The 18,973-nt window shown below is 52.1% G+C and carries 13 protein-coding genes; 11 read left to right on the plus strand and 2 right to left on the minus strand.

From position 1 onward, the window contains the following. Positions 1 to 165: 165 nt before the first annotated feature. The 4 genes from recO to R6U67_RS16530 all read left to right on the plus strand — a co-directional run bounded on the left by recO (position 166) and on the right by R6U67_RS16530 (position 4,875). Entirely contained in the window at positions 166 to 1,047 is an 882-nt protein-coding gene (recO, locus tag R6U67_RS16515) for a DNA repair protein RecO (protein WP_410253570.1), read from the plus strand. A gap of 35 nt (positions 1,048 to 1,082) precedes the next feature. Further along, the gene (locus tag R6U67_RS16520; protein WP_410253571.1) at positions 1,083 to 2,486 is read left to right on the plus strand and encodes an MFS transporter; all 1,404 of its coding nucleotides are present in this window, start codon (positions 1,083 to 1,085) and stop codon (positions 2,484 to 2,486) included. 154 nt (positions 2,487 to 2,640) lie between these two features. Continuing rightward, positions 2,641 to 3,837: a glycosyltransferase family 4 protein gene (locus tag R6U67_RS16525; RefSeq protein ID WP_410253572.1), complete on the plus strand. Its 1,197-nt coding sequence runs from the start codon at positions 2,641 to 2,643 to the stop codon at positions 3,835 to 3,837. Between the two features lie 12 nt (positions 3,838 to 3,849). Continuing rightward, on the plus strand, positions 3,850 to 4,875 hold the full coding sequence (locus R6U67_RS16530) for a DUF6282 family protein (protein ID WP_410253573.1): 1,026 nt from the start codon (positions 3,850 to 3,852) through the stop codon (positions 4,873 to 4,875). Between the two features lie 182 nt (positions 4,876 to 5,057). Here R6U67_RS16530 and R6U67_RS16535 read toward each other — a convergent pair whose 3' ends face one another. Beyond that, positions 5,058 to 5,651, minus strand: a complete 594-nt coding sequence (locus R6U67_RS16535) for a hypothetical protein (protein WP_410253574.1) — start codon at positions 5,649 to 5,651, stop codon at positions 5,058 to 5,060. A gap of 434 nt (positions 5,652 to 6,085) precedes the next feature. On the opposite strand from R6U67_RS16535, the gene R6U67_RS16540 reads away from it, so the two are divergent. The 7 genes from R6U67_RS16540 to R6U67_RS16570 all read left to right on the plus strand — a co-directional run bounded on the left by R6U67_RS16540 (position 6,086) and on the right by R6U67_RS16570 (position 18,582). Further along, positions 6,086 to 8,371: a ribonuclease R family protein gene (locus R6U67_RS16540; protein WP_410253575.1), complete on the plus strand. Its 2,286-nt coding sequence runs from the start codon at positions 6,086 to 6,088 to the stop codon at positions 8,369 to 8,371. 195 nt (positions 8,372 to 8,566) lie between these two features. Continuing rightward, positions 8,567 to 9,178, plus strand: coding sequence for a flavin prenyltransferase UbiX (locus R6U67_RS16545; RefSeq protein ID WP_410253576.1), 612 nt, complete (start codon positions 8,567 to 8,569; stop codon positions 9,176 to 9,178). A 32-nt stretch (positions 9,179 to 9,210) separates the two neighbouring features. Then, positions 9,211 to 10,341 (plus strand): hypothetical protein, encoded by a 1,131-nt coding sequence (locus R6U67_RS16550; RefSeq protein WP_410253577.1) that lies wholly within the window; start codon positions 9,211 to 9,213, stop codon positions 10,339 to 10,341. 263 nt (positions 10,342 to 10,604) lie between these two features. Then, positions 10,605 to 14,354, plus strand: a complete 3,750-nt coding sequence (locus R6U67_RS16555) for an EAL domain-containing protein (RefSeq protein WP_410253578.1) — start codon at positions 10,605 to 10,607, stop codon at positions 14,352 to 14,354. Positions 14,355 to 14,588: 234 nt separating this feature from the next. Then, positions 14,589 to 16,484, plus strand: a complete 1,896-nt coding sequence (locus tag R6U67_RS16560; RefSeq protein WP_410253579.1) for an EAL domain-containing protein — start codon at positions 14,589 to 14,591, stop codon at positions 16,482 to 16,484. A 230-nt stretch (positions 16,485 to 16,714) separates the two neighbouring features. Next, a complete protein-coding gene (locus tag R6U67_RS16565; RefSeq protein WP_410253580.1) occupies positions 16,715 to 17,650 on the plus strand; it encodes an NAD(P)H-dependent glycerol-3-phosphate dehydrogenase in 936 nt (311 codons plus the stop codon). 164 nt (positions 17,651 to 17,814) lie between these two features. Beyond that, positions 17,815 to 18,582, plus strand: a complete 768-nt coding sequence (locus R6U67_RS16570; RefSeq protein ID WP_410253581.1) for a hypothetical protein — start codon at positions 17,815 to 17,817, stop codon at positions 18,580 to 18,582. Positions 18,583 to 18,777: 195 nt separating this feature from the next. Here R6U67_RS16570 and R6U67_RS16575 read toward each other — a convergent pair. Next, the coding region (locus tag R6U67_RS16575; protein WP_410253582.1) for an SUMF1/EgtB/PvdO family nonheme iron enzyme at positions 18,778 to 18,973 on the minus strand (196 nt) is incomplete at its 5' end.

Here is an 18,973-nt window from a genome sequence, read left to right on the forward strand (position 1 = left end):
CAACCCCCCTCCCGAACCCAATCACGATTCCGACAATCAACCCTAACCCCGATTGCCTCTTGCCTCTTGCCATCCCCTCTTGGGAGGGGTTAGGGGTGGGTTATGCCTCCTCCCCCATGTTCCATGTTCCCTGTTCCATGTTCCCTGTTCCCTCCCCCCTCCCCCATGTACCGCGTCACCGCAATTAACCTAAAAAGTATGCCCCTCGGGGAGAGCGATCGCCTAATGACGATTTTGACCCCAGAACGGGGCCTGCTGCGAGTCGTGGCCGGGCGATCGCGGGCCGCCAAATCCAAATTCGGTGGACGGATGGGGATATTTGTCCTCAACGAACTGATGCTGAAACCCGGAAAATCCCTCGATCGCATCCACCACGCCGAAACCCTCGCCTCCTATCCCGGCCTCAGTCGAGACTTTGGCCGACTCACCGCCAGTCAATATCTAGCCGAAATCGCCCTGAACCAAGCCTTAGACGACACCCCCCAACCGGAACTCTTTAGCCTCTTCCTCGAACACCTGCAACGGCTAGAACGCTTGCCCGCCAACACTTCCCTCGCTCATGTCTTAGCTCATTTATGCCAAGGTATCTTTCACCTGTTGGCCCTCGGAGGCATTGCCCCACAAGTCCATTATTGCTGTCTATCCCAAACGGCTCTCACCCCGAACCTGAGCCAAGCCAACCCGGAAGTGGGATTTAGCACCCGTTCCGGGGGGATCGTCTCCCTCGAACACCTGCACCAATATCAGCAACGACAACAGCAACGACAACAGCCGTCTCAAGCCAGCAACACAGACGACTACGAAGCTCTGGCCAACCAAGCCGCCTTCGCCCCAACCCCAAACCGCTATCTCAACGGCCAGGAACTAGCCTTGTTGCAACAGCTCTCCCAACCGAACCTCTGTGAATCCACGCTGAGCCTAGAAGCCGCTTGGATCGCGATCGAGCAAATCCTGCGAGAATACACTCAGCATCATTTGGGACGTGCAATCCGCTCTGCTACCTTAATAAACAGTTACGTGGCTTCGTCTCATACCCAGCCAACGTAAGCCAAATCCTTCACTGCTCTGCTGTTGCTTGCCCTATGACACCCCTGCCCGACACGAACCCGGTTGATGTCCCAGAGATCGATGGTGATCACCCCGACGATCGCAACCCCGATCGCCCCCATGATCACCCCGAAAATGGAGAACGAGGATTTCTCCCCGTTTTCAAAAACAAGAACTTCCTAACCCTCTGGGGTGGACAAGTCTTCTCACAAATTGCCGACAAAGTGTATCTTGTCATGGCGATCGCCCTCGTAGCCAATCAATTCCAAGCCGAAGGCCAAAGCATTAGTGGCTGGGTGTCCGCCATTACCATCGCCTTCACCATTCCCGCCGTTCTCTTTGGCTTCATCGCCGGAGTTCTCGTTGATCGCTGGCACAAAAAAGACGTTCTCGTCACCACCAACATCCTACGGGGCGGATTCGTCCTCCTGTTGCCCATCTTAGTGTGGCTTTCCGAAGGACGAACCCTATTTGATGGCATTCCCCTAGGGTTCATCATGCTTCTCGGCGTCACCTTACTGGTGTCAACCCTAACTCAATTTTTTGCCCCCGCCGAACAAGCCGCTATCCCCCTGCTAGTGCAACGGCAACATCTCCTGTCCGCCAACTCCCTCTACACCACCACCATGATGGCCTCGGTGATTATCGGCTTTGCGGTCGGGGAACCGGTGTTAGCCTTCGCCAACCAACTTTTGGGACATCTTAACTACAGCGAAGAAATCGTTGTCGGCGGCAGTTATGTCCTCTCCGGGATCTTACTGCTGCTGATGCAAGTTCGAGAAAAAGTTGACGTTAAAGAACGAGCCAAAACCAAAGTCTGGGAAGATCTCAAAACCGGACTGGCCGTCTTGCGAGACAAACCCCGTGTACGCAGTGCCTTAATCCAGTTAATCATCCTCTTTTGTGCCTTTGCCGCCCTAGCTGTGTTAGCCGTCCGTGTCGCTGAAATCATGCCCGAATTGCGAGCCGAACAATTTGGCTTCCTCCTCGCCGCCAATGGTGTGGGGATGGCCGTTGGGGCCGCGATCGTTGGACAAATTGGCTCGAACTTTGTCCCCCGTCGTCTCAACCTCTATGGTTCCATTGGCGTGGCCCTGTGCCTCGCGAGCTTGAGTTTTTACACCAGCCAACTGATCCCCTGCCTGATTGTCATCACCCTCCTGGGATTCTCCGCCGCCTGGGTTGGGATTCCCATGCAAACTATCATTCAAGCCGAAACTCCCGAAGAACAACGGGGTAAAGTCTTCGGGCTGCAAAACAATGCTGTTAACATTGCCTTAACCCTTCCCCTAGCCCTTGCGAGCATTGCCGAAGCCCAGTTTGGCCTCGGTCCAGTTTTACAAAGTCTGGGGGTCATCGTTGCCCTAGGCGGCCTAATAACCTGGTATATTGCCGATAAAAGTTCTCGTTCCCCTCAATCGAACAGTCCTCGCTGGTAAGGGTTATCATTCCACCATTACGACAGATTGTCCTCTGCTCTCGAATGAGTACGCCTGAATGCCCCGTCTTGATGGGGCCTGCATGAATCGGGAGTCTCACAGAGAGTTGAGTTCTTGAGGCGGTTGCGAGATTCCATTCACCTTCTCGATTTGAATGCACATCGCTTGGCTTGGAAAAAAATCGCCGTTTTGTGGCAACGTCACCTATAGCCGCGAAGTTACCAACGCGCTACTCGATCGAAACAATCGAGTCAGTTTTTTGCACTTTTGTCAAAATAGCCCTGACTCAGAACCGGGAGTATCGGTGCAGCCGGTTTCGGAAACCCAGTGGGCCGGACTGGCTTCGCCATCAGTGGCTCATGAAGTGTCGCTTCCCTGTCTGTATAAGTCCACCCTCTACACCATTCCCACCCTTAAATCCAGCAAAGTTCTGGCCGAGGCTCTGCGACAACTCAAACCGGATTTAGTCCACGCTTCGCTGACTCTCTCGCCGCTAGATTTCGTCTTACCCGAAATTTGCCAAGAGTTAGGCTTACCCCTCGTGGCCACCTTTCACCCTCCCTTCGATCGCCGCCGTCGCAATCTCACATCAAGTACGCAACACTTGATGTATCAACTCTACGCCCCATTTCTGGCGAATTACGATCGCACCATTGTCTTCTCCCAGATTCAACGAGAATTATTGGCTCAGTTGGGGGTTCCCCCGGAACGGATTGCGGTCATTCCCAATGGTGTTGATTCCCTCAAATACGCTCCCGGTGCCTCGGCCCTGAAATCTCAACTCAAGGCGGAACGGCTATTTGTCTATCAGGGACGTATCGCCATGGAAAAAAATGTCGAGGCTCTCCTGAAAGCCTGGAAATCTGCGTCCATGAGAGCCGATAGTAAACTGCTGATTGTCGGCGATGGCCCTCTGGCGATGTCGTTACGGGCCAGTTATCCCGAAGCTCAACAGATCCATTGGCTCGGCTATGTGGCCGATGAAAGCCGCCGCATTGAGATTTTACGGGCCGCTGATGTGTTTATTTTGCCCTCCTTGGTTGAGGGACTGTCGTTGTCGTTATTAGAAGCCATGGCCTGCGGACTGGCTTGTTTAGCCACCGATGCGGGGGCCGATGGAGAAGTTCTCGAAGATGGAGCCGGAGTGGTTCTGGATTCGCAACGAGTCACCAGTCAGCTACAAACCCTGTTACCCCTATTTCAAGATCACCCAGAAATGGCGAATTTGTTGGGTTATAAGGCCCGTCAGCGAGTCCTTGAACGCTATACCCTCGATAAGAATATCAGTCGCCTAGAAGACCTCTATGGTGAGTTATTGTCCCAGGCCAAGATGTCGGTAGGGTTTTTGTAGGAGACGGTTGTGATGAGTGGATTTGGGTCTGTATTTGGGTCTGTATTTGGGTCTGGATTGACGCGGGAATCGATCGTTGCGAAGATTCAAGGTCTTTTGGCCATCGCTGTGGTGACGGGCCTGTTGTGGCTAGGATTGGGATTTGGGGCGATCGCCGCTGAGTCATCTCGGCTATCGGGGGCGATCGAGTTTCATGTTCATACAGCCCCCGATGTGGTTCCTCGCCTTTGGACGGATCTGCAATTGGTACAAGCGGCTGAGTCGGCGGGATTACGGGCCGTTGTCTTGAAAAATCATGTCTTCCCCACCGGCGATCGCGCTGGAATTGCTCAACAAACCGTCAAGGAACTCGAGGTGTTTGGCGGGGTAGTTCTCAATGAAGCCGTCGGTGGCTTAAATCCCGAAGCCGTGCGAGTGATGAGTCGTCTTCCGGGGGGACGCGGTAAGGTGGTTTGGCTGCCGACGATTGATGCGGCCTATCATCGGCAGACGTTTGGCCAAGAACCGGGAGGGATTCGGGTTTTAGACGGCGATCGCCTAGTTCCAGAGTTAGAAACAATCTTATACTCGGTGCGCGATCGCCACTTGGTCTTAGCCACGGGCCATATCTCCCCTCAGGAAGTCCTCGCGGTGGTACGTCGCGCCCGAGAATTAGGCATTGAGAAACTTCTGATTACGCACGCCATGGCCGAGGTTCCAGGCTTAAATCTTGAGCAAATGAAGACCTTAGCGGAGTTGGGAGCCTATTTAGAGCTGGATTATGTCAATGTGCTTATGGGACCCAATGCCGTCGATCCGGCCCATCGAGCCTGGCGTCAAGTCACCCTAGAGGAGATGGCCCGCGTCATCCAAGAGATTGGCAGCGAGCATTTTATTCTCAGTACGGATCTCGGTCGTCCCCATGACCCCAACCCGATTCAAGGCTATCAGGCCTTTCTCCAAGGATTACAAAATCAGGGAATTTCCGAGGCAGATTTGGCCTTGATGACTCAAGACAACCCAGCTCGATTATTGGATTTGCCAAAATCGCCAACGTAAATGTCTGTTCCCTGTCGCTCGAAGGGCGAAAAATTTTTCGCCCCTACGAGGCCAGAACAAACCCTACCCCCCTCTTGCCTCTTGCCTCTTGCCATCCCCTCTTGGGAGGGGTTAGGGGTGGGTTATGCCTTCTTTCCCCCCTGTTCCCTGTTCCGGTGTTCCCTGTTCCCTGCTTTTGCCTCCTATCCCCCTATCCCCTGAAGATACTCCAAAAACGATTCAAGTTCTTGGCGAGTCAGTTGTTGGCGCGATCGCTTGCCATAGGTTTGCTCTAAATACACACGTCCCTGTTCAGCATCCCATCCTAAACGGCGTAACTCCAAGGTTGTTTGCACTAACAAGTCAGAATCATCAGTGGGTGGCTCGGGACTGGATGAGGATTCAGGAGGCTTAACCGTCTCTGTTGGCTTTGGAAACGATAATTTCTCAGTTGACGTTATTTTTGGTAAATCAGATGGCTTGCTGGTTGATATAGAGGGGTTAGAAACCGCATTTTGGGGTTGAGTGCTATCGGAGCTATGATGAGAAACTTGTGACTCCAGAGACTCTGGGGAAGTCGAAGTCTGTGGCGGTTGGGATTGAAGCAATAGAGACAGACTTCGCTCCCGGGCCAAGTCTTCGGCTGTTTCGACCGACATTCCCATGGCCAAGGTTGACATCAAGGGGCGATCGCCATCAAATAGCACCACTCGCACCAGATACTGTCCTTCATGAAGGGTAATCAACTCTCCCCAGACCCGTCCGAGGGGATAACGTCGATAAAATTCTTCTAGCATCAGACTACTCCTGATCGATCGCCAAAACACAACGCCCTCCTAACCGACTCTAGCCTAGACGATTGTCAACGAAAATGGCGAGTCAACTCAGACCAGCCGCGCCAATCTCTGCTATCCTGGACTGCGGCTTAATGAGATATAATTGCTGGGATGTCGCGAGATTCGCTGCGACGATCCACATCACCCCCCCAGGCGGTCGGGTGTCCGGTCATGCTCAGACCTCACTGGAATCTCGGCGGACCGCTGCATGGGAGGAAACCGCCGTGCTGAGCCTTTAAGCCAAGGCCAAGACTGCCAGGGTGCGAATGTCGATGATCAAATCTCCCCTTTCGAGGTGCGATCGCGGCGTTTCAATCAACCTCAACCTCTGGCTTTGCAAATGGCTGTGACTACGCTGCTAAGACTAAGAAAATATTTTAAGGATTGACGACTGCATGAACTTTTCGATCGCAACACTGTTGTCCAACTTCCCCGATGAAAAATCGGTTGCCCCCAAAGTCCTAGAAAAAAAACTCGCCTGTGATGACGATGATGATTTAGGCAAACTCCTCATTGCTCTCGATGCTTTAGAACGAACCGGGATTTTAGTTAAAGAACGGGGTCGCTATCGTCGCGAGGACGATGAGGGACTCGTTGAAGCCAAACTGCGCTGTTCGAGTAAGGGATTTTGCTTCGCCATTCAAGATGCTGAAGGTGCTGAAGACATTTATGTGCGTGAATCCTATCTCAGCACCGCTTGGAACGGCGATCGTGTATTAGTGAAAGTCATCAAAGATGGCAGTCGTCGTCGCTCCCCTGAAGGAGAAGTTCGCCTAATTCTCGAACGAGCCAATCCCTCCGTCTTAGCTCGTGTCAAAGCCGTTGACGATGAGTTTCGCGCCGTTCCCCTCGACGATCGCCTCTTATTTGAAATTCACCTCGAACCCGACGAACGCCTCAAAGATGCGATCGACTATCTCGTTCACGTCGAAGTGCAACGCTATCCCCTCGGCGATAATCCCCCCCGAGGCCGCGTGGTGCAAGTACTCGGGAGTGACGCCGAAGCCGCCAACGATATTGATATCGTCTGTTGTAAACACGATTTACCTCGGGCCTTTTCTCAGAAAGTTCTCGACAGTCTCAGCGGCATATCCGCCGACATTGCCGCCAAAGACTCTAAAAAACGCCTTGATTTACGACATCTCAAAACCCTAGCCTTTGTCGAAGATCCCCTCAGTCCCGGCTGCGTTGAACGAGCCTATAGTCTCACCCGTTTTGCTCGTGATCAATGGCAATTAGGCATTCACATCGCTGATGTGGGCCGCCTCGTTGACCTCAATACTCCCACTGAACGGGAAGCACGACGACGGGGAACCAGCGTCTATCTCGGGGAGACCATGTTACCCCTGTTTCCTGAGGCCATTATCGAAGCGGCCTCGTTTACGCCTGAAGGCGATCGCTGTGCCATTTCCCTCTTGATTACCTTAGATGAGCAGGGAGAAATTCTCGAATATGAACTCCAGCCGAGTATCTTGTTACTCGATCGCCTCGTCAGTTACGAAGAAACCCAAACCTTCCTCGGCGAAGAGGCCAGCGAACCCCAGAGTAAAAGTGAAAAGGATCTCGCCGCCACCCTCAAGGAGTTGCAGCAAGTCAGCCAACTGCTACGGGAACAACGTTATCTGCGGGGGTCTTTTGATCTCTACTTACCCGAAGCCAGCAGCCATTTCGGCGATGAAGTTCCCCTCGGCGCACCGGTGTTTAATACCCAACCGATTATCGGTGCCGTCACCTATGAGTTCGTCGTCACCGCCAATCAACTCATTGCCGATCACCTCACCGCCTTAGGGGTTCCGGCCCTGTATTGCATTCAACTGCAACCGGACATTGACGATGTCCATGATGCCATCAAACTGGCCGGAAACATGGATCTCGAACTTTGGCTCGAAGACGAGGAACAAGCCTTCCCCAGTGACTTCAAGCAGTTCGCTGAACAGGTGTCTGGAACCGACGATGAGAAGATTCTCAACTATCTCCTCGAAGCGGTGATTCGCCCCCATTACTACAGCAACAAACCCGGCGTTCATTTTGGTTTAGCCCTCGACGATGGCTATACGCACCTGAATGCACCCCTGCAACGCTATGTGGACTACGTGATTCAGCAAGTCCTCCATGCCGTCTTCGAGAAAGGCCGCGATCGCCGCACCAGCCGCTCTAAGGATTCCGTGAATCTCCATCACTCCTCTTGTCATGGTCACATTAACTGGAATGTTCTACCGCCGGGCGTGCAGAGTGAACTTGAAGAGCATCTATCGGGGTTAGCGATATCCCTGACAGAACGCGAGCGTCTCGCCTTAGAAGCCGAAAATGACCTCAATGGTCTACAAAAGGCCGGAGCCATGAAGGAGCGCACCGGAGAGGTCTTCCGGGGCTTAATTACCGGGGTGCAGTCCTATGGCTTTTTCGTGGAAATTGAAGCCGGGGAAAAAGGCATGGCTCCCCCTCGTTTAGAAGGGTTGGTTCATGTGTCGTCTCTCAAAGATGACTGGTATGAGTACCGCTCCCGTCAACAAACCCTCGTCGGCCGCAAGAATCGCAAACAATATCGTCTCGGCGATCGCGTTGATGTTCAGGTCAAAAGCGTTGACTACTACCGTCAGCAAATTGACCTCGCCCCCGTCGGCGGTGGCAGCGAAGCCCCCCCCAATGATGATGAAAACTTCTTTAGTGAAGAAGAATAGGGTTATAGCAAAGGTGCGTTACGGCAGGTTCTAATGGAGCGATCGAAGCCCAACCTTGATGGCGGCCGCAACGCACCCTAATCCTGTTGCCTCTTATCATCCCCTGCTGGGAGGGGTCAGCGGTGGGTTCTCCCTGTTGCCTCTTGCCTATTGCCTGTTGCCTGTTGCCTCTTGCCCCTTGCCCCCATAACCTCTATGTCTCGACCCCTAATTATCGGCGTTTCCGGGGCTTCGGGCCTCATCTATGCTGTCCGTACCCTGAAATATCTTCTCACAGCCAACTATTCTGTGGAGTTGGTGGCCTCCAAAGCCAGTTATCGGGTTTGGCAGGCCGAAAATACCATTAAAATGCCCGCTGAGCCTCAGCAACAAGAACAGTTTTGGCGTCAACAAGCCGGAGTTGAGAGTCTTGGTCGTCTACGCTGTCACCCCGCCAGTGATGTCGGCGCGAACATTGCCAGCGGCTCCTTTCGCACGCTGGGGATGTTGGTCATTCCCTGTAGCATGAGTACTGTGGCGAAACTCGCGCAGGGGCTAAGTTCCGATTTACTTGAGCGGGCTGCTGACGTGCAAATTAAAGAAGGACGTAAACTGGTAGTTGTACCTCGTGAAACTCCCTTGAGTCTGATTCATCTACGGAATCTGACGGCATTGGCAGAAGCTGGGGTGCGGGTGGTTCCGGCCATTCCGGCTTGGTATCACCAACCTCGTACGATTGAAGACCTCGTGGATTTCGTGGTGGCCCGCAGTCTTGATGGCTTTGAGATTGACTGTGTACCGCTACGACGTTGGAAAGAAGATCAATAGAGGATTAATACTCGTTTTCACTCAGTGAACCCATGCAAATGTCTAAATTGCCCATCACCGGCTTGATTATCTTGGGGGTTCTGGCACTGTTTCTGGTTCAAAATAGCTCGCCAATGCTAACAGTGACCTTTTTGGGTATAACATCGATCGCCTTACCCTTGGGGATTTGGCTCCTAATTCCCTTTTTGGCCGGAATTGTCAGTTCCGGGTTCGTGGCGTTGCTGTTACCTCGGGGCGATCGCACCTCGGGGCCGGCAAGCACTTCGGGAACGATGAAGTCGGCCCGTACCCCCCAACCCTCTCCCCGTCGGCTTCGAGATGATGCGTTCGATGAGACGGATCTCGATGAGACGGGTTTTGAGCCGGGGGCTGAGGAGTCGCCGGGAAAGACGTTGGCCCCTGATGAGAAGCGCCGGACCTCGTCAGCGGCGGCACAACGTCGGCCCTCTCGCCGCAATGACGTCTCTCCCTCTCGGGTGGGGGAGTCGGAGTCAGAAGTTTGGGATGATGAGGATTGGCCTGATGATGAGGAGTGGTCTGATGATGCTGAGGGGAATCCGTCGGGAGTTGCGGTTGGTCATTATGAAGTTCACAAAGAACCGGTGTCGGCGTACCGACAAGGCACTTTATATTCTTATAGCTATAGTAAGTCAGCCTTAGAGGAGGTGTCTGAGCCAGAAACCTCTGAGCCAGAAACCTCTGAGTCGGAAACCTCTGAGTTAGAAGTCTCTGAGTCAGAAATCTCTGAGTCAAACATCTCTGAGTCAGAAATCTCGGAACCCAAAACGTCTGAGTCAAACATCTCTGAGTTAGAAGTCTCGGAACCTCAATCCGTGGAATCTCAGCGGCAAGATTCTCCCCCAAACGCTGACCGGGTTGAGGGGTTAAACCCTTCAGATGAGGAGAGCCATGAGGGAAAAGGGGTCATCGGTACATCGGAATCGAGGACGGGATCTGAGACGACTGATGAGCCAGATGAGATCCTTGAGGGGGAATTTTTAGATGAGTTGGAGGATCATGAATTGGAGGATCATGAATCAGATCCTAAAGAATCGCAGACCCAAAAATCGGGCTTCTTCCGCTCTAAGTTGTTTGGTTTTCAAGATAAAGCCCCTAGAGAAGATGATTGGAGTGATCCACCACCTCCTCCAAAAGATTGGTAAAAAAATAAGTGTTAAACTGGTAAAAACTGCCCTGATTTTGCTAGTTAATTAGGTTAAACTATAGAGAGTTATCTGTTTTTAGGCGGTCTCTGAGAGCCGCTGGATTCAATTAGATATCAAATAGGAGTCTCAAATATGACAATATATAAAGGGTTAGGGGATCTGTCGCTCTAACCTTGAGCGAATCTGGCAAACTAGATATTAGGACTCGATTAAACCATAACCAGAACATTGGTTAAAGACCGAGACACACCCCCACCCCCATGTCCAACACTGTCCCTGATCCCGGAGATATCCTCCATCAAATCGCGTGGAGTATTCGTAACTCCCAAGAACTGTCAGAAATCCTAAGTCGTAGTGTTGAGGGAATTCAAGAGTTTTTGGAAATCGATCGCGTCAAACTCTATCGGTTTGAGGCGGACGGAAGTGGTCTGGTCGTGGCCGAGGCCCGCCAGGGCGATCGCCTCCCCGCCTTAGTGGGATTACATTTTCCCGCCGAAGACATCCCCCCCACGGCCCGACAAACCTTTGCGCGAATTCGTCAATGTATCATTGCCGATATTGCCACAGCTCGCAAAACCCTATTCCCCCTCGATCCCAAACTTCCCCCCTACGAAGAGGTGGTCAGTGACTGTCATCTAGCCTATCTCAAAGCTATGGGGGTTCAAGCCACCCTAACACTGCCCCTGTTTGAACGGAATGGACTCTGGGGACTCGTCAGCATTCACCACAGCCAACCGCGCCATTTTTCCCGCTACGAGCAGCAAATCCTCCAGTTAGCGATCGATCAAATCGCGATCGCCATCACCCAGGCCCGCCTATTAGAGCAAACTCGGGAAACCAGCCGCTACGAACAAACCCTAGAGCGCATCACCGAACTCCTCGATGATCACCTACCCTGGAAGTCCCTACAACACCAGGTCCTTGAAGAAGCCGTTAACGCTCTCGACGCCAGTGGTGGTCGCTTATACCTTTGCTCCCAGCCGGAGGTGGAGGGGGTGGATTTATCGGTCATGGGAGATGGTGCTGTCGTTGAGCAGTTAGAAGACCATCCCCAATGGCAAGCGGGATTTATTGGTTATAACCCCTTAAGTTTAGACAGTTCTCCCCATCCCGAACCCATTGCCCTCAATGCCGAGGCTTGGAGCCAAAACCCCGCTTTGGGGTTTCTAAAGGACTTGCTTACCCCGACTCCGGTGCGATCGCTGTTAGTGATTCCTCTGCAATACCATCGCCAATGTGTCGGCTACCTCACCCTCTTTCGTCGCGGTCACGATACCGAGGTTTGGTGGGCCGGCAAATCCAATCCCGATGAGCGACAACAGCGGCCACGAGCCTCCTTTGAAGCCTGGCGAGAGGCCCACCGCGATCAAACCGATCCCTGGACCGAGGCCCAACGAAAACTGGCCCATCAACTGGGGGTCCACCTTTATATTGCCGTGGTGCAACATCGAGTCAGCGCCATGTTGCGCTATCAAGTCTCCCATGATCCCCTCACTCAACTGCCCAACCGCTTACTCTTCGATGAGCAGTTATCCCTCGCCTTAGTCGAATCACGGCAAAAGCAAACCTTTATGGCTGTGGGTTTCCTCGATATCGATCGCTTTAAAGCCGTCAACGACTCCTTTGGCCACCAAGTGGGCGATCGCCTTCTCAAAACGATAACCGAGCGCATCCTGACCTGTTTACAAGAGGGGGACTCCCTCGCTCGTTGGGGAGGCGATGAGTTAGTGTTCTTGCTCGGCGCCCAAAGCTGTCATAACGGAGTCATGGCGGTGGCCGAGTCGATCCTCAAACAACTGCGTTTGCCCTTTGAATGTGACGGCCGGGAGTTTTCCATTAGTGCCAGCTTAGGCTTAGCCTTAGCTCCCCAACATGGACGAGATAGCAATAGTTTGCTGCGCCACGCTGAAACCGCCCTCGATTGGGCTAAACAGCAGGGACGCAATACCATCGGGCTGTATAACCCCGATCTGCTCAGTAGCCGGGCCGATAACCTGGCCCTGGAACTTGATCTCGAACAAGCGATTCTCAATCAGGAGTTTTGTTTACATTACCAACCCCAAATCGATTTGGCCAGCGGCAAAATTGTCGCCGTTGAGGCCTTGATTCGTTGGCAACATCCTGAACGGGGCCGCATCTCCCCCGATCGCTTCATCCCCATCGCCGAAGAAACCGGAGCCATTCGCGCCATTGGGGAGTGGGTGCTGCGAACAGCCTGTCAGCAACATCGAGAGTGGGTTGATATGGGCTTTAAACCCCTGAAAATGGCGGTCAATCTCTCGGCCCGTCAGTTCCAACAACCGAATTTATTGCAAACCATTGTCGAGATTCTCGACGAGACTCAGATGAAGGCCGCCTATCTGGAACTCGAAATCACGGAAACGACGGCCGTTAAGGATGTTGAGTTGAGCATCTCGGTGTTGCAACGGTTGCGAGAGATGGGGGTGCAAATTGCCATGGATGACTTTGGTACGGGGTATTCCTGTTTGAGCTTTATTAAACAGTTTCCCCTCGATACGCTGAAAATTGACCGCTCCTTTGTCTGCGATCTGACTCAGGATTCGAGTGATGCGGCGATCGCCAAAACCATTGTCGCTCTAGGTCGAGGCCTGAATCTGATTGTTTTGGCCGAAGGCGTTGAAACCAATGAACAGGCTGAGTTCCTCAAGTCGATTCACTGTGATTTAGCTCAGGGCTATTTGTTTAGTCGCCCGGTTCCGGCGGCTGAGATTCCTGGGTTGTTGCGCCAATGGGCGGTGTTTCAGGGGATTGAAAAAGTGGCGGTTCTCAGTACCCGTCGCCATCCCTCTAGCCGCCACTCGAGTTTGTCCGAAACCGCTGAACGTCGGGCGTTCCTGCAACGGCGGATTCGTGATTTAGAACAGGCCAATTTAGGCTTACGCGGCGATCGCGATGAGCTTCAGCAGAGTTTGCGTCGCGTCAATCATCAGCTTCGTTGGGAAGAACACCTAACGAACCTCAGTCGAGCGATTTTGGGTAAACAACCTCTGTCGGTGGTCTTTCAACAAGCGGTGGTGGGGATTCGTCGCGAGTTGGGACTGTTGAGTGTGGTGGCCTATCGCTATGATGCTTATGGAAATACGATTCCTCTGGCCGAAGATGGGGGCGATCGTCATCATCGCGCGGCGATGGCTCCGGATTTATACTCTCTGGTGTCGAAACCTTCGCCGGATGTGTTGGCCTTATGTAATCTTGATTATGTTCATTTGAGTGCCGATGATGCGGTGGTTTTGGCCCAACAGCGGGTGAAGGCCTGTGTGTTGGTGCCGATTTATCAGCAAGGTCAGATTTGGGGGGCGATCGTCCTGCATCAAGCGGTGACGGCGCGTAATTGGCAGCCTAAGGAACTGGCTTGGTTGGAGAAAATCGCGAATTTACTGCTGTTGGTGGAGTTGCCTCGTTATCCTCATCGGGGGACGGTGTTTAGTTGCGATCGCCTCACGGGTTTAGGAGATCTTGACAGCTTCCAAGCTCGTCTTCGCTATGAATGGACACGCTTGTTAAATACGAACTTACCTCTGACCTTGATTCTGGCAGATGTTGATCAGTTCAGGGCCTACGGTGATGCTCACGGCCAGGAAACGGGCGATCGCGCCCTGAAAACTCTGGCCGAGGCCTGGCGCGATACCCTGACCCGTCGGGGGTCTTGTTTGATTCGTGGCCAACGTGATCAGTTTTTGATTCTTTTGCCTCATTTGGATAGTCATCAAGGACAGGCGATCGCGCAAATCCTACGTCAACAAGCACGACGCTTTATTTCGACTCAATTAACTCCTACCTCCTTGAGTGTCAGTTTTGGGATCGCTAGTGATCTTCCTAATCCCAATGTTGACCCCGATTCCCTCCTCGAAACCGCTGAAATTGCCGTTCGGGCCGCCAAAGCCTCTGGAGGAAATCGGGTCGTGATTGCACCGGATGTCCATTTGGATTCACTTTCAGGAGATTGGTCGCTCCTTTCGGATTTACAAAAGGGGGATGCTCGGGAGTAATCATCGGGCCGGGCCGAGGTTCAGTCGAGGCGGCTGATCGAGTGGGGGGGGCGATATTTGTTGATCGTTGAGTGACGGCCGTCATTCTCAAGCCCCTAGATTTTGCCTAAAATGAGGGTTAACGTGCTAGACAGGGATTATGGACTTTTTTCCTGATTGTCACAGAGTCCCCAGCCAACTTGAATTTCGACTCTAGTTCCGTTCTCCTCGCCCCCATTTTTGCATGAAGCTGTAATGAGTAGCCCTGAGCGTCCCTCGAAAGGCAATATCCTAATTGTCGACGACACCCCCGCCAACCTTGAATTACTCAACACGATTCTAACCCGTGCTGGGTATGAGGTCTGTGTCGCTGTTGATGGCTCAACGGGACTTGAGGGCGCGCGCTATGGTAAGCCCGATCTGGTCTTGCTTGATATCATGATGCCGGGAATGAATGGCTATGATGTCTGCCGTTGTCTTAAAGAAAATCGCGAAACCCGCGATATTCCGGTTATTTTTATTAGCGCCCTCGATGATGCTCTCGATAAAGTGAAGGCGTTTACGGTGGGGGGGACTGATTATATTTCGAAGCCGTTTCAGTTTAAGGAAGTGTTGGCCCGGGTTCGCAATCAGTTGACGATTCGCGATCTTCAGCAGCGACTCCGGGAACAGAATCAACGTTTACAACAAGAAATTGGCGATCGCGCTCTGGCGGAAGCTGAGGTGCGTCAGTTAAATGAGAAGCTCGAAGAGCGAGTGCAAAAACGGACGGCTGAGTTAGAGGCGGCCAACTCGCAACTCCAAAGGGAAATTCAGCAGCGTAAGCGGGTGCAGAAGCAGTTAATGTATATGGCTCTGCATGATGCTTTGACGGGGTTGCCGAATCGCGTCTTATTGATGGAAAAGTTGGAGGCGGCTCTCAAAGAAACTCAGAAGAATCACCAGTATCGCTTTGCGGTGTTGTTTATTGATTGCGATCGCTTTAAGGTGGTGAATGATTCTTTGGGACATTTAACCGGCGATCGCCTCCTCAGTCTTATTTCTGATCGCCTAGAACTCTGTTTGCGCCCTGTTGATACTCTGTTTCGCTTAGGGGGCGATGAATTTACAATTCTCCTCAACCCCATTAACGGCATCGAAAATGCCATTGAAACCGCCGAAACCATCCAACAACAACTGACCGCACCCTTTCATGTTGATGGCCATGAAGTGTTTATTGGTGCCAGTATTGGCATTGTTTTAGGAACCGCTCAATATACCCAAGCAGAACATCTGTTGCGCGATGCGGATGCGGCGATGTATTGTGCTAAAGATTTAGGGAAAGGACGCTATCGGGTGTTTGACTCGGGAATGCACGATCGCGCCGTCAATTTTTTACAACTTGAAACCAACCTACGGCGAGCTTTAGAACGGGGTGAGTTTAAGGTTAATTATCAGCCAATTGTTGATCTGCAACGAGGGGGGATTGTTGGTTTCGAGGCTTTGTTACGTTGGCATCATCCAGAACGCGGTCAAATTTCTCCGGCTGAGTTTATTCCAGCGGCAGAGGAAACCGGTTTAATTGTTCCCATTGGTGAATGGGTATTGCGTCAATCTTGTACGTATCTTAGACGATGGCAATGTCAATATGATCATGCCAAAAATTTAACGGTTTCGGTTAATATCTCAGTTAAACAGTTTGCTCAAATTGATTTATTGAATCGGATTGATGATATCTTAAAGGATTCTCAACTGGATGGGCGTTTTTTGAAGTTGGAAATCACCGAAAGTACAATTGTTGGTAATTATGAGGTAGCTAAATCGATTTTAGAGGAGCTAAAAAATCGAAAAATTCAGTTAAGTATTGATGACTTTGGTACAGGTTATTCATCTCTAAGTCACCTGCATCGGTTACCTGTTGATATCCTCAAAATTGACCGTTCTTTTGTTGATCCAATTGATGAAGATAACGATGAGCGAGAAATTGTACAAGCTATTGTTACCCTGGCTCATAGCCTAAACATGAAAGTTATTGCTGAAGGGGTTGAAACGGCAATTCATGTTGAACAACTCCGCAATTTAGGCTGTGAGTATGGACAGGGTTATTATTTCTCAAGACCCTTAACCGCACAGGCGGCAACAGCCTTACTCGGAGAGGAACATCATTGGTAAGTCGTCGGCGGTAAGTCGTCGGCGACTAGACCTTAAAACTTAATCCTAAATACGTCCCAGAGGAGCCGCCTTTGATGGTCTTGGTGTAGTCCATAATCTCCGTTTCAGAGAATCTAGCCACGGCTCTAAGACCGTTAGAACTCTCGTCATTAGTAATTTCGCTTCCGATTTGAGATAAACTAGAACGGGTATGCTATTGATGGTAGTTTGTTAGGATTCATAACAATACAATGACGAAACATATTACAATTCTCGGAACCGGTGCTTGGGGAACCGCCTTGGGAAGACTGGCTGAATATGGAGACAATCATGTCCAGTTTTGGTCTCGTCGCGGTGATGTTACCCTAGACGATGCGATCGCCGATGCTGATGTTCTGCTATCAGCAATCTCCATGAAAGGGGTGGCTGAAACCGCCAGGAAAGTTCAGGAGATTGGCTTACCGGCGAACACGATTATTGTCACCGCCACCAAAGGCTTAGAACCCTCCACAACCCGCACCCCCTCGCAAATTTGGCAAGAAGCCTTTCCAGATCATCCGGTGGTGGTTCTGTCGGGGCCAAATCTCTCCAAGGAAATTGATAAGGAACTCCCCGCCGCCACCATCGCCGCCAGTCGAGATCTCAAGGCGGCTGAGACGATTCAAGAAGCCTATTCCTCGGATATTTTTCGGGTGTATACCAATACTGACCCGATTGGAACCGAACTCGGCGGAACTCTCAAAAACGTGATGGCGATCGCCTCTGGCGTTTGCGACGGGTTAGACTTAGGCATTAACGCCAAATCTGCCCTTTTGACACGAGCCTTGATTGAAATTGTCCGCGTCGGAACCAGTATGGGAGCTGAAGCCGAAACTTTCTGGGGATTAGCGGGACTCGGAGATTTGTTGGCCACCTGTAACAGTAGTCTCAGCCGTAATTATCGGGTGGGATTTGGTTTATCGCAACACAAAACTCTAGAACAAGTCCTAGAGGAAATTCAGAGTACCGCTGAGGGGGTCAATACTACCAATGTATTGATTGATTTAGCCAAGCGACAGGGCATTGAAGTGCCGATTTCCTATCAAGTGTATCGGTTGCTCAACAACCAAATCACACCAGAGGAAGCGGTGGCGGCGTTGATGGAACGGGATCTCAAACCGGAGGTCATTAACCCCGAGGAAGCTTAAGGGAACACCGGATAACCCACCCCGCCCTCCGGGCACCCCTCCCAAGAGGGGAAAGATGTAGGGGCGAACCGCAAGTGGTACGCCCTTTCTTTCACCCCGAATTGTTGCAAACAGGTACCAGTTATTGTGATGTCAGGAAGCGAGGCATTGAGGAGAGGTTTAAGATGAGAGGTTTAAACGGTTTCGCAACCATGACGCTGTTGGCGATGACGGTTGCAGTGGCCGCTTGTGGCCCGACTCCCAGGGACCGGGAAATCGAGGCCTCTTCGGGGGAGTTGGCCCAGAGTTCACCGCAGGCGGCTAATCCGCAAACCCGGTTCGATCGCGCCCTGGAACGAACCGAAGTCCAAGACTGGCAGGGGGCGATCGCCGATCTCAAGGATGCCGCCGAAGGATTTGCCCAACAGGGTGATACGAGGCGTCAGGCGATGGCTGGGGCGATTGTACGCTATTTAGAGTGGTGGCTCGGTTGGACTGAAGGACAACGAGAGGGGGTGGACGGAGGCGTAATGCCCGATTGGCAGTCCTTTGGCCGCTGTTTAGAGGATGCCAGCGGTCAGATCTGTGGCTATGCTTTGCAGTTTGCCCAAAGTGAGGATGATCAGATCGAAGGGGTCCTCCTCTTGCAAAAACACTTAGAGGATGTACCGATTCCAGGTGGGGGGACTTATCCGGTGTTTGCGATCGTGGATGCTGAGGCGGTTTATCCTCCCTTAGCGGTGGGAGAGTCTTGGACTCCCACCTGTGAACGATTGGAGGGGGAGGGTTTTCCTGGGATGATGGCGATCGTCACCAGTGGCGGTTATGAGGATTCTGAGTATTATCCTGAGGTTCGCGAAGTCTGGTGGGCGAATGTGGAGGAGGAATCGTTGCAATTTGAGAGGTCGGGGGATGCTGTCCGTTGTTTTAATCCCTGTCCTGGGGGCTGTTAGGGTCGAATACCAGAAACCGGGTGTCTTGGAGACACTCGGTTTCTCAACGGTTTACGATTGGGGTGGCATTTCATAGCCAAAACAATTGGGGTCCACGTTTCTGTCCTATCCATCCCTGTTATTGCTATATGAAAAAAAAATTCGACTCGCCGCTAGGCGAGAACTCAAAGGGCAAAAGAGGAAAAGAACAAAGGGCTAAGAAAGAGTTCTGGACGCCGCGCACGCAACCCGAAACCCGTTGATGCCGTCGGCGATGACGGGCATATTGTTGCCGCGGACGGCAGAGCGACAGTTCCTGGGATTGCTGCCCCAGGAGCCGCCACGCAGCACTTTATCATTTCCTGTACTATTTTCATTTATCCAGGCGCTGCCATCATTTGGCGCTCCCTCG

The sequence above is a fragment of the Sodalinema sp. genome (assembly GCF_046483825.1).
Classification (GTDB): Bacteria; Cyanobacteriota; Cyanobacteriia; order Cyanobacteriales; family Geitlerinemataceae; genus Sodalinema.